Origin of the sequence: Psychroserpens mesophilus, from assembly GCF_000826645.1 — a bacterium.
GTDB lineage: Bacteria > Bacteroidota > Bacteroidia > Flavobacteriales > Flavobacteriaceae > Psychroserpens > Psychroserpens mesophilus.
Genome location: NZ_JXJP01000014.1, coordinates 41,546 through 54,391, shown reverse-complemented (window position 1 = coordinate 54,391; position 12,846 = coordinate 41,546). Strand labels below are relative to the sequence as shown.

The 12,846-nt window shown below is 33.9% G+C and carries 12 protein-coding genes; 6 read left to right on the top strand and 6 right to left on the bottom strand.

Annotated elements, in window-relative coordinates; translation table 11 throughout:
* Window positions 1–64: 64 nt before the first annotated feature.
* The 3 genes from TD18_RS11420 to purN are packed head-to-tail and all read right to left on the bottom strand — an operon-like array spanning window position 65 to window position 2,247.
* Window positions 65–991, bottom strand: coding sequence for a PfkB family carbohydrate kinase (locus tag TD18_RS11420; protein WP_040252666.1), 927 nt, complete (start codon window positions 989–991; stop codon window positions 65–67).
* Between the two features lie 55 nt (window positions 992–1,046).
* Window positions 1,047–1,688: a ribonuclease H1 domain-containing protein gene (locus TD18_RS11415; RefSeq protein WP_040252665.1), complete on the bottom strand. Its 642-nt coding sequence runs from the start codon at window positions 1,686–1,688 to the stop codon at window positions 1,047–1,049.
* Entirely contained in the window at window positions 1,681–2,247 is a 567-nt protein-coding gene (purN, locus tag TD18_RS11410) for a phosphoribosylglycinamide formyltransferase (RefSeq protein WP_040252664.1), read from the bottom strand. Before purN ends, TD18_RS11415 begins: the two co-directional genes overlap by 8 nt.
* Window positions 2,248–2,432: 185 nt before the next feature.
* On the opposite strand from purN, the gene TD18_RS11405 reads away from it, so the two are divergent.
* The 5 genes from TD18_RS11405 to pyk all read left to right on the top strand — a co-directional run bounded on the left by TD18_RS11405 (window position 2,433) and on the right by pyk (window position 6,737).
* Window positions 2,433–2,666, top strand: coding sequence for an acyl carrier protein (locus TD18_RS11405; protein WP_008269813.1), 234 nt, complete (start codon window positions 2,433–2,435; stop codon window positions 2,664–2,666).
* Window positions 2,667–2,680: 14 nt separating this feature from the next.
* Window positions 2,681–3,931 carry a beta-ketoacyl-ACP synthase II gene (gene fabF, locus TD18_RS11400; RefSeq protein WP_040252663.1) on the top strand — a complete coding sequence of 417 codons (1,251 nt, stop codon included), beginning with the start codon at window positions 2,681–2,683 and terminating at the stop codon, window positions 3,929–3,931.
* A gap of 6 nt (window positions 3,932–3,937) precedes the next feature.
* Window positions 3,938–4,678: a ribonuclease III gene (rnc, locus tag TD18_RS11395; RefSeq protein ID WP_040252662.1), complete on the top strand. Its 741-nt coding sequence runs from the start codon at window positions 3,938–3,940 to the stop codon at window positions 4,676–4,678.
* 134 nt (window positions 4,679–4,812) lie between these two features.
* Complete coding sequence (locus tag TD18_RS11390; RefSeq protein ID WP_040252661.1) at window positions 4,813–5,295, top strand: IPExxxVDY family protein; 483 nt, start codon at window positions 4,813–4,815, stop codon at window positions 5,293–5,295.
* On the top strand, window positions 5,295–6,737 hold the full coding sequence (gene pyk / locus TD18_RS11385) for a pyruvate kinase (RefSeq protein WP_040252660.1): 1,443 nt from the start codon (window positions 5,295–5,297) through the stop codon (window positions 6,735–6,737). The genes TD18_RS11390 and pyk overlap by 1 nt, the downstream gene beginning before the upstream one ends.
* Window positions 6,738–6,808: 71 nt before the next feature.
* Here the strand turns inward: pyk and TD18_RS11380 are convergent, their stop codons facing one another.
* A complete protein-coding gene (locus tag TD18_RS11380) occupies window positions 6,809–8,440 on the bottom strand; it encodes an isocitrate lyase (RefSeq protein WP_040252659.1) in 1,632 nt (543 codons plus the stop codon).
* 73 nt (window positions 8,441–8,513) lie between these two features.
* On the bottom strand, window positions 8,514–10,112 hold the full coding sequence (gene aceB, locus TD18_RS11375; RefSeq protein WP_040252657.1) for a malate synthase A: 1,599 nt from the start codon (window positions 10,110–10,112) through the stop codon (window positions 8,514–8,516).
* A 125-nt stretch (window positions 10,113–10,237) separates the two neighbouring features.
* On the opposite strand from aceB, the gene TD18_RS11370 reads away from it, so the two are divergent.
* Entirely contained in the window at window positions 10,238–11,716 is a 1,479-nt protein-coding gene (locus tag TD18_RS11370; RefSeq protein ID WP_040252655.1) for a helix-turn-helix domain-containing protein, read from the top strand.
* A gap of 9 nt (window positions 11,717–11,725) precedes the next feature.
* On the opposite strand, the gene dinB is transcribed toward TD18_RS11370, so the two are convergent.
* Window positions 11,726–12,826, bottom strand: a complete 1,101-nt coding sequence (gene dinB / locus TD18_RS11365) for a DNA polymerase IV (protein ID WP_040252652.1) — start codon at window positions 12,824–12,826, stop codon at window positions 11,726–11,728.
* Between the last annotated feature and the right edge of the window lie 20 nt (window positions 12,827–12,846).

The window sequence follows — 12,846 nt, the reverse complement described above, 5'->3', positions numbered from 1 at the left end:
CAAAATTATAAATTTTGGATTTAAGTATTAAATAAAAAACGCGCTCAATTTTGAGCGCGTTAGTTTATGATAATTCAATATTAAATTGAGTGAGTTGTTTGAACTCTTTTAGTCTATAATCAATCTCATCTTTCGTTAAATTCTGCATACGTTCAGTTCCAAATTTTTCGACACAGAATGACGCTAAGTTTGAACCAAATATGACGGCATTTTTCATGTTTTCAAAAGAATAATTTTCTGTGCTTGCTAGATAACCCGCAAAACCGCCAGCAAAGGTATCGCCCGCACCTGTAGGATCAAATACTTCTTCCAAAGGTAACGCAGGAGCGTAAAACACATTATCATCATGAAATAATAAGGCACCATGCTCTCCTTTTTTAATCACGACATATTGTGGTCCCATTTCATGAATTTTGCGAGCAGCAACTACTAACGAATATTCTCCAGTTAATTGCCTTGCTTCTTCATCATTAATAGTTATAACATCTACTTTTTTGATCACCTTGTGTAAATCTTCAAGAGCACAATCCATCCAGAAATTCATGGTATCTAAAATAACCAATTTAGGTTTTTTAGACATTTGATTTAAGACGCTCATCTGAACCATTGGGTGTAAGTTTCCCAGCATAACCACTTCAGCATCTTTATAATGTTCAGGAACCTTAGGGTTAAAATCAGCCAACACATTAAGTTCGGTTGCTAAAGTATCTCTTGAATTCATATCGTTATGGTATTTTCCACTCCAGAAGAATGTTTTCCCCTCTTTTATGATTTCAATACCATCGATATTCACGTTTCTGTTTGATAATAGATCTAAATATTCTTGTGGAAAATCACCACCAACTACCGATACAGCTGCAGAATCTACACTAAATTGCGAAGCTGCCAGACCAATAAACGTTGCTGCGCCACCTAATATTTTGTCTGTTTTTCCAAAAGGAGTTTCAATAGCATCAAAAGCTACTGTTCCTACAATCACTAATTTGCTCATAAAGCGTTTTAAAATTTGCTGCAAATATACGTTTTTTAAGCACTAAAAAACGAATTTATTTTCGCCCGAAATCTGCTGGAATTTCACCCCAAGCTTTAGTTTCCCATTTCACAACGGTTGTTGTGTACGTGTTGTTTTTTAACCAATCTACTGCACGATCAACCAATTCAAACAAGGTTTGATTTTTAATGTTACGCTCAAGTTTGGTGTTGCATGTCTTTTTTCTAACCCAACTCATGGCAGTTTTAGAATCGGTATATATAATAAGGTCACTATTTTTCTTTTTCAATAAAGCTAAGCCATGAACAATGGCTAGAAATTCACCAATATTATTAGTGCCTTCTTCAAAAGGACCTTGAATAAAAAGCTGTTTTTTGGTTTTAGTATCAACACCACGATATTCCATTTTTCCAGGATTCCCAGAGGAAGCTGCGTCAACAGAAATTGAGTTATAGTTAGGCTGACCAATTTTTTTGAGTTGTGCTTCGGAAAGTTCACTCGTAAATTTTTTGCTCTTACCAATATAATCTTTGTAGTTGCCTTTTAAAGCTTTTTTTGCAGCGTCAAAGGTGGCAAATGATTTGTATTGTGCACCTTGATAATCTTTAATTTGCGCCTTGCAGTCGTCCCATGATTCAAAAACACCTGTGTGATGCCCTTTCCAAACCGTGTAATATTTTTTCTTTTTTTTAGACATGTAATAGTTCTTCTACCACCTTCGGAAAATGTTCCATTTCCAGTTTATGAATCTTTTCAGCGACATCTTCTGCAGAATCAGAAGATTTTACATCACATTTCGCCTGAAAAATAATCGCACCTTCATCATAATGCTCATTGACATAATGAACACTTATACCAGTTTCCGTTTCTTTATTTGAAACAACAGCTTCATGAACTCGCATACCATACATGCCCTTTCCACCATATTTAGGTAGTAAGGCAGGATGAATATTAATTACTTTTTTTGGAAACGCTTCCAAAAGCGATTCGGGAAACTTCCACAAAAATCCAGCTAGCACAATCAAATCAGGTTTAGCCGATTTTAAAATATCTAACACGATATCAGTTTCAGTGAAAGCTATTTTGTTGAATGACAATGCGCTAACATGTAATTTTTTTGCGCGTTCTAAAACTTTGGCATGAGGATTGTTAGTAAGAACGTGAATAACAGAAGCAATTTCTCTGTTGTGAAAAAACTTAATTAAATTTTCAGCATTAGTGCCACTTCCGGACGCAAAGATTACAATACGTTTCATTTACAGACAATCAGTTACTATTATTCAGAACAAAAAAAAGAATAATAATTAACAATTAGAACGTAAAAGATAAATTCTTCAAAGTAATTTTAGTAAATTACAATCACATTTTTAAACTAAAGGTGTGTATTGAAATAAAGTTTTTTTATTTTTGCGACCTAATTAAAACTTAAAATTAAAAAATTATGTCAGACATTGCATCAAGAGTAAAAGCGATTATAGTAGACAAATTAGGAGTTGATGAAAACGAAGTTGTAACTGAAGCTAGCTTCACTAACGATTTAGGAGCAGATTCATTAGACACTGTTGAATTAATCATGGAATTTGAAAAAGAATTTGATATTCAAATCCCAGACGATCAAGCTGAAAACATTGCTACAGTTGGTCAGGCGATCTCTTATATAGAAGAAGCAAAATAATCCAATAAATTTTTATGGAATTAAGGCGAGTAGTAGTTACCGGTTTAGGCGCACTTACACCTATAGGCAATACCAAAGATGAATATTGGGACGCGCTTGTAAGTGGGAAAAGTGGAGCTGCACCTATTACATATTTTGATACCGAAAAGTTCAAAACAACATTCGCTTGTGAATTAAAAAACTTTAACCCTACCGATTTTCTAGACAGAAAAGAAGCTCGTAAAATGGATAGGTTTACGCAATATGCAATGGTTGCTTCAGATGAAGCTATTGCAGACTCTAAACTAGACCTTGATAAGGTTAACAAATTGCGAGTAGGTGTTATTTGGGGAGCGGGAATTGGAGGTCTGGAAACATTTCAAAACGAAGTTTTAAACTTTGCTGAAGGAGATGGTACACCAAGGTTTAATCCGTTCTTTATTCCTAAAATGATTGCAGATATTGCACCAGGAAACATATCTATTAAACACGGATTTATGGGACCTAACTACACAACTGTATCTGCATGTGCATCTTCGGCTAACGCAATGATTGATGCCCTAAATTATATTCGTTTAGGACATTGTGATATCATTGTAACTGGTGGAAGTGAAGCAGCAGTGACAATTGCCGGAATGGGTGGTTTCAATGCAATGCATGCGCTATCAACAAGAAATGAAAGTCCAGAAACAGCCTCAAGACCTTTTGATGCAACCAGAGATGGTTTCGTATTAGGAGAAGGAGCAGGAGCTATTATTCTTGAAGATTATGAGCATGCCAAAGCAAGAGGCGCAAAAATATATGCTGAGGTGCTAGGAGGAGGTTTATCTTCTGACGCTTATCATATGACTGCACCTCATCCTGAAGGTATAGGTGTTATTGCTGTAATGAGAAATTGTTTGGAAAATGCTGGAGTTAAACCTGAAGAAGTTGATCATATCAACACGCATGGAACATCAACACCTCTTGGAGATGTTGCTGAACTTAAAGCGATCTCGGAAGTGTTTGGAGACCACGCAAAAAACATCAATATTAATTCAACGAAGTCTATGACTGGACATTTATTAGGTGCTGCAGGTGCTATTGAATCGATTGCGTCAATTTTAGCAATGGAACATGGTATTGTGCCTCCAACAATAAATCATGAAGTTGTAGATGAAAATATTGATTCTAAACTTAATTTAACCCTAAATAAGGCACAAAAAAGAGACGTTAAAGTTGCTATGAGTAATACGTTCGGATTTGGCGGTCACAACGCTTGTGTATTATTCAAAAAAATAGATTAAATACGGATGAACATCATTCGTAACATATTAAATTCCCGTTCTAAGAAAGACGGGAATTTTTTTTTACAACTTTCCAAAATTTTAGATTATAAACCTAAAAACAAGGAACTTTATGTAAAAGCATTCACTCATAGATCTTTAAATATAAAAGATCATGAAGGTAATGCTGTGAACTACGAGCGTCTTGAGTTCGTAGGTGATGCTATGTTGAGTGCCGTTATAGCTTCTTATCTGTTTGAAAAAGTACCTCATGGAGATGAAGGTTATTTAACAAAAATGCGATCTAAAGTCGTAAGTAGAGAACATTTAAACGAATTAGGTAAAGAGCTAAAACTCATAGATTTAGTTGAAAGCAAAATACCAACCTCTAATTTTGGTAATAATATTCATGGCAATCTTTTTGAATCACTTGTAGGCGCCATTTTTTTAGATAAAGGCTACAAACAATGCGAAAAATTTATCTTTAAAAGAGTTGTCAAACCTCATGTTGATATCGAAACCTTAGAAGGTAAGATAATTAGCTATAAGAGTTTACTTATTGAGTGGTGTCAGAAGGAGAAAAAAACATTCGACTACAATGTTTATGAAGATACGGGAAATGATGACTTGAAACATTTTTCCGTTAAGCTATCTATTAATAATAAAGTTATTTCAAAAGCAAGAGCAACCTCTAAGAAAAAAGCCGAAGAAAAAGCATCCAGACGCGCTTTTTTTGCATTTCAAAATGAGATTACCAAAACGTTTTAGTAGCTTATTATCCAGGCTTTAAAAATAGTTGCTGTACTACAACGTTTTCGCGACTTAAAGCTGTTAAGATTAATAAAAACTTAATCTCAAACTAGTCATAATGTTCTATATTTACATTTAATAGAGGTTAAATTATGGCTTTGCACAAGTTACTTGTTGACGATTTTTACGACACTTCTTTTGCGCTTTTAGCAATACATTGCAGACTGGAAGATTATAGATTAGCCTATCTTCTTAATAAACAATTAGGTCTCAATTTAAAGCGTAAGCCTCAGGATTTGGACTATAAATATTTTGCAGCCTCTTATGCCATTTATGAGTGGGATGACATCATTTTGGATACGACTTGGAATTTGGTTTCAAATATTTGTAAAAAGGAAGAAGATTCGTTACAGAGTTCAGGCTCTTTATTTGATAACCAACATACAGTTATGAAAACTTATAACTTATTACCAGAATTTAAAAATGTAGATTATCTCATTAAAGTCACTAACGAAAATCTAAATTTTAACGAGAAAAGTATTCTCGATAAAATACAATCTATCCCTCAAATTATTACATCATATAGTATTGATATAGACGAGATAAAATCAAAAGATCATTTAATTTTTAATTAATGTTACGAAAAAAGAAAACTAAAATAGTTGCTACCTTAGGACCAGCAACAAGTAATAAGGATGTTCTTAAAGCAATGCTTGAAGAAGGCGCCAATGTGTTTAGAATTAATTTCTCTCATGCCGATTACGATGGCGTTAGAGAACGTGTAAATATGATTCGCGAACTCAATCAAGAGTTTGGATTTAATGCCGCAATTTTAGGAGATTTACAAGGGCCAAAATTAAGAGTTGGTGTCATGAAAGGGGAGGTTGTTGTCAATGAAGGTGATGAGATTATTTTTGCGACAGGAAAGCGTTTTGAAGGCACAAAGGATCGTGTTTATATGACTTATGATAAGTTTCCTCAAGATGCTAAACCAGGTGAACGTATTCTTTTAGATGACGGAAAACTAATTTTTGAAGTCGTATCCACAGATAAGAAATCTGAAGTTAAAGCCAAGGTCATTCAAGGAGGTCCATTGCGTTCAAAAAAAGGGGTTAATCTTCCAAACACCAATATTTCGCAACCAGCACTTACTGAAAAGGATATTGAAGATGCAAAATTCGCCTGTGAATTGAAGGTCGATTGGATTGCTTTGTCATTTGTGCGTCATGCAGAGGATTTGATGGAGCTAGAAGAGTTAATAAAAGAGCATAGTGATCATAAAATCCCAATCATAGCAAAAATTGAAAAGCCTGAAGCTGTAGAAAATATCGATAAGATAGTCGCATATTGTGATGGTTTAATGGTAGCTCGAGGTGATTTAGGAGTTGAAATCCCAGCCGAAGAAGTGCCTTTAATTCAGAAACAATTAGTGTTACGAGCTAAACGCGCAAGAATACCTGTAATTATTGCAACCCAAATGATGGAGACGATGATTACTAGTTTAACACCAACACGTGCCGAGGTTAATGATGTTGCCAATTCTGTAATGGATGGTGCTGATGCTGTAATGTTATCTGGTGAAACTTCTGTTGGAAATTATCCTGTACAGGTTATCAAGCAAATGGCTGGAATTATTAGAAGTGTTGAAGATTCAGATTTAATTAAGGTGCCACAAACACCACCTCATATTCGTACCAAGCGTTACATCACAAAATCGATTTGTTATCACGCAGCCAATATGGCAAATGAAATTAATGCTAAAGCGATTTCAACATTAACAAATAGTGGTTATACAGCGTTTCAAATTTCGGCTTGGCGACCAAGTGCACATATTTTAGTGTTCACGTCAAACAAACGGATTTTGACGCAATTAAGTTTGCTTTGGGGTGTAGAATCATTTTACTACGACAAATTTGTAAGTACAGATGAAACCATTGAAGATGTAAATGCCATTGCCTGCAAAAAAGGGTATTTAGAAGTCGGAGATATGCTTATTAGTTTAGCAGCAATGCCTATTCAGGAAAAAGGAATGGTGAATACCTTACGAGTTACTGAAATTACGAGTTGTAGTTTTTAAGTATTATCATGAAATCAATTTAAAAAAGGCGTTTAAACGCCTTTTTTAAATTGGATTAAGCTACAAGTCTCTTAAGCAACAACACCTAATTCTTTTGCAATTGAATTCTTTTTTTGTGAAGTTTCGAATTGATTAGAAGTATTTTTTTCTCCTCCTGCCCTCAGAGCTTTTTCTTCAGCAAAGAATGTTTTATGGTCATCACCAAGATCTGAACCTGCCATTCTTTGATGTTTTACAGACGCAACTCCTTTACGTATTTCTTGTCTTTGAACGTGTTTTACATAAGCAAGCATGCCTTCTTTCCCAAAATATCCTTCCGTTAAATCATTCATATGAAGCGCTGTTGTATGATATGTTGGTAAGGTAATCAAATGGTGAAAAATTCCAGCTTCTCTGGCTCCATCTGCTTGAAAAGTTTTGATTTTCTCATCTGCACGATGACATAGTTCAGAACCATCATATTGCGTATCCATTAAATTATTACGATCATACATGGTCATATTTTCTCCTTCAGCCAACATCTCATCAAAAGCTTGATGACGGAAATTTAACGTCCAGTTAAAGGAAGGAGAGTTATTGTAAACTAGTTTAGCGTTTGGAACGACCTCTTTAATTCTATTAACCATGTGAGCAATTTGCTTGACATTAGGCGTTGGAGTTTCAATCCATAACAGATCAGCTCCATTTTGAAGACTTGTGATACAATCTAACACTACGCGATCGATGTTTGAACCCTCTTTAAATTTATACAAACCATTTGGTAATCTTATAGGACGTACTAAATTACCGTTTCTTTTAAGTAGTACATCATCTTCTTTTGCATCTCTGATAGCAATGTCTTCGACTTCAACAAATGCAAGATATTGCGAAGCTAAATCACCTGGATTTTGACTAACGGGTAACTTTTGAGTTAAACCAGCGCCTTCTGAATCTGTTCTTGCAACAATAACACCATCAGTAACACCTAATTCTAAAAATGCATATCTAATAGCATTAAGTTTTGCAATAAAATCTTCATGTGGCACAGTTACTTTTCCATCTTGATGGCCACATTGTTTAGCATCTGACACTTGATTTTCAATCTGAATGGCACAGGCTCCAGCTTCAATCATTTTTTTTGCCAATAAATACGTGGCTTCCTCATTTCCAAAACCTGCATCAATATCAGCGATGATTGGAACTACATGAGTTTCAAAATTGTCAATTTGATCTTGTACATCTTCACCATCTGCAAGTCTTCTAAACAAATCATTTAATTCAACAGCATCAGCTTGTTTTAGAAAGTCATAAATTTCTTTTATTAATGCAGGAACAGTTGTTTTTTCATGCATAGATTGGTCTGGCAATGGGCCAAATTCAGAACGTAATGCCGCGACCATCCATCCAGAAAGATATAAATAGCGTTTACGAGTTGTGCTGTGATGTTTTTTTACAGCAATCATTTTTTGCTGTGCAATAAAACCATGCCAACAGCCTAGAGATTGTGTGTATTGAGATGTATCTGTATCATATTGTGCCATGTCCTTTCTCATAATATCAGCAGTATAATTTGCAATGTCTAGTCCGGTTTTAAAGCGATTTTGTACAAGCATTCTGGCTGCTCTTTCGGGAAGAATTGCATGCCATGTTTCACCATACTTTTCTTTTAGGTTTTTTATCGTTTCTAATGCAGAACGATAATTACTTTGTGCAAGATTTTTCATAATTTTGTAAGACGTTATTTATTATTAATAATTAGATCCTGTTGATTGTTGCTGCAATCGCAGGATTGTTTTTTTATAAATATTTATAGGCAGGAAGCGTTAAAAATTCATCAAATTCTTCTGCAAGAATGAAACTGTTAAAAAGTTCAAATGCTAATTTAAATTTGGTGTTCTTAATAGAAGCCTCTCCATATTCTTTGATGATTTTCTCAACTTCATCATCAAATAATTCTACGTAGAGCTCATGGTTGAATGTTCGACCATCGTTGAGTTTTACATTATGTTTTAACCACTGCCAAACTTGTGTTCTTGATATTTCTGCCGTAGCAGCATCTTCCATTAAATTGTAAAGTGCAACAGCTCCATGTCCTCTTAACCATGCTTCAGTATATAAAACACCAACATTGATATTTTTTCTAATTCCAGCTTCAGTAATTGTTCCTTTCGGAAGTTCAATCAATTCCGCTTCTGATATTTCGATATCATTTCGTGACACGTGCAATTGATTTTCAGAAGGCATGTATTTATTGAATTCGTTTAAAGCGATTTCAACTAAAGCAGGATGAGCTACCCAAGTACCATCATGGCCATTTTTAACTTCGCGTATTTTATCCTGACGTACGTTTTCTAAAGCAATTGCATTAGCTTCGTCATCATTTTTAATTGGAATTTGAGCAGCCATACCACCAATAGCTAGAATACCGCGTTTATGACAACGTTGAATTACCAATTTTGAGTAGGCATCCATAAAAGGAGTTGACATAGTTACTTGATCACGATTTGGAACTATAAAATCTGTATGATTTCTAAATTTTTTGATGTATGAAAATATATAATCCCAACGACCACAATTTAATCCGACAATATGATCTTTAAGCTCGAAGATAATTTCATCTAACTGAAAGCTGGCAGTAATCGTTTCTATTAATACGGTAGCTTTAAATGTGCCTTTAGGAACTTTTAAATATTCTTGTGTAAAATTGAAAACATCGTTCCACCACCTTGCTTCGGTGTAGTGTTCGAGTTTGGGTAAATAGAAGTAAGGTGCCGTATTGTTTTCTAATAAGGTTTTTGTATTATGAAAAACATAAAGACCAAAATCTATTAAACTACCAGAAGCCTCTTCATTATTAATAATTAAATGCCTTTCATTTAAATGTAATCCTCTAGGTCTAACCAAAAGAACAGCAGTTTCGGTTTTTAGCTGATAAGATTTTCCTCTTTTGGAGTCCGTCAATGAAATTGTTTTATTATTGGCATCAATTAGGTTTTGTTGTCCTTGAATACAATTTTTCCATGTAGGTGAATTGCTGTCTTCTAAATCGGCCATAAAGGTTTTAGCGCCAGAATTTAAAGCATTGATAATCATTTTTCTTTCAACAGGACCAGTGATTTCAACACGTCTGTCTTGAAGATCTTTTGGAATGATACCTGCAACCCAATTACCCTCTCTAATATGTTTTGTTTCCTTTGGGAATATTGGAAATTCACCTTTATCAAATTTCTCTTGTTGTGATTTTCGGTTATTTAATAACGCTAATCGTTTGCTGTTAAATTGTTCATGAAGGACTGTAATAAAGTCTAAAGCATCATCCGATAGGATTTCGGGAAAGTAATTTTTTACTTGATTAGCGAACTGAATTTTAGATGGTTTTAAAAGTGTGTTTTCCATGATTATGTATTTATGCTTGACAATATTATAACAAAGATTTTAAAAAAACAAGCGAACGTTCGCTAAAAATGTGTTTTCGCTGTTTTAGTTTGGTTCGCATATTTGATTATCTTTGTAAAGTAACTATGGAACAAGATTATATAAAACTAATATTTGGCTTAAAACTGAAGCAAATACGTACTGATAAGAACTTATCATTATTTGGATTGTCTAAAATTTCGGGTTTGTCAAAATCGTATTTAAACGAAATCGAAAAAGGGAAAAAATATCCAAAACCTGATAAAATTGCTATTCTATCAGAGGAACTTGATGTGCCTTATGATCAAATGGTATCATTAAAACTGGATAAAAACCTGGCTCCTGTTGGTGAACTTTTGCAGTCTAAAATTTTAAAAGAGATTCCTTTAGAACTTTTTGGAATTAAAGAAAGTAACTTGATAGATATTGTTGCTAATGCACCTGCAAAAGTCAATGCATTTATAAGTACGATAATTGCAATAGCTAAGCATTATAATTTTAGTAGAGAGAGTTTTTTTTTAGCTTCAGTTCGGTCATTTCAAGAGGCAAACAATAATTATTTTGATGAGTTAGAGCAACAAGTATTAAAATTTTCTAAAGCATACCAGCTGGATTTGACGACACCTTTTAATTCTAATGAATTAGAGGATATATTGGTAGAAGAATATGGTTATATTATTAATGAAAGTGAATTAAGTACCTATGAAATGTTAGAAAATTTGCGTTCTGTTTTTGTGCCAAAAACCAAAACTTTGTTGTTGGCTAATGGTATAGATGAAGCCCAACGAACATTTATTTATGCTAAAGAGATAGCTTATAATTTTTTAGATATTTCCGATCGCCTATATACGTTTCCATGGATTAAATTTGAAAGCTTTGATCAAGTGCTTAATAATTTTTATGCCTCTTATTTTGCAGGCGCCTTAATTATTCCCAAGAAAGAATTAACATCAAAACTGGAAAGCATTTTTGAGAAAGGCTTTTTCGATGAAGCCATGTTTATTAAAACGATAAACACTTTTAATGCATCTCCAGAATCCTTTTATCAGAGATTAACAAATATCTTACCTAAAGCATTTAATATTCAGGATTTATTCTTTTTAAGGTTTACACATAGATCAGGTACCGAAAAATTTCATCTAAAAAAAGAGCTTCATTTATCACATCAACATTCTCCAAGAGCTAACGAAACTAATGAACATTATTGCAGACGATGGGTGTCGTTAAAAGTTCTGAAAGATATTAGTAAGAGTAAAAAAAATCATGAATTTGATGTTCAAATATCTAATTATGATAGTGATAATGCTAAATACTTAGTATTGTCATCGGCAACTAAAGACCCTTTTAAGGATAATCAATTTAGAAGCATTAGCATTGGATTGCTCATTAATAAACAGTTAGAACGCAAAATAAAATTCTTAGATGACGAGCATCTTAAAACACAAAAAGTAGGTGTCACTTGTGAGCGATGTTCTATAAAGGATTGTGAGGTTAGAAAAGCACCTCCACATGTTTTAGAAAAAGCACTAAAAAATAATAAAATTGAGACGATTGTTAATACGTTGAATCAAAAATATGATTCATAATATCAAATTTTAAAACTGAAATTTTAGTTGAACACTAATTGGTTTTTCTACTCTTTTAGGCGTTGAAACTTCCGTATTTAAATTTGATAATGAAATCCCTAACAAGCGAACAGAATTATTTAGTTTTTCCTGGAATAATAGGTCTTTGGCAGTTTCTAATACGATACTTTTTTCACTTATAAAATACGGTAAGGTTTTGCTTCTAGTTTGTAAAGTAAAATCACTGTATTTGATTTTCAGCGTTACTGTTTTTCCTGCGACATTACTTTTATTCAAACGTTTGGAAACTTCCTCAGCGATATGATCTAGTTTTTCAAGCATAAAAACTTCAGACGATAAGTTTTCACTAAAGGTACGTTCGGCAGCAAGTGATTTTCTAATGCGATTGGGTTTCACCTCACTGGTATGAATTCCTCTAACCACATGGAAATAAAAACGACCAGATTTTCCGAAGTGCTCATCTAAATATTCTAAAGATTTTGCTTTTAAATCTTTGCCTGTAAATATGCCTTTTTGATACATTTTTTCGGCAGTAACTTTTCCAACACCATAAAATTTCCGAATGTCTAAATCTTCCAGAAACTGGAGTACTTCTTCAGGATTCACGGTTTTTTGTCCGTTAGGTTTGTTGTAATCACTGGCAACTTTTGCAATAAATTTATTGATAGAAATTCCGGCGGAAGCGGTTAAACCAATCTCATTGAAAATTCGAGCGCGAATTTCTTCAGCAATTAAGGAAGCACTCGGATTTCCTTTTTTATTTTCGGTAACATCTAAATAAGCTTCATCAAGGGAAAGCGGTTCAACTAAATCGGTATAATCATAAAAAATATGTCGCACTTGTTTAGAAATTTCAGTGTAACGTGCAAAATCGGTTCTTACGAAAATCAATTCTGGGCATAATTTTATGGCTAAACGACCAGACATTGCACTTTTGACACCAAATTTTCGGGCTTCATAACTCGCAGCACTAATCACACCTCGTGTGCCACCACCTCCAACCGCAATCGGTTTTCCTTTTAAATCGGGATTATCCATTTGCGCTACAGACGCATAAAATGCATCCATATCAACATGAATTATCTTTCTAATTGGAAAATCGTTTGGCATACTGTAAATTTATGAATTCC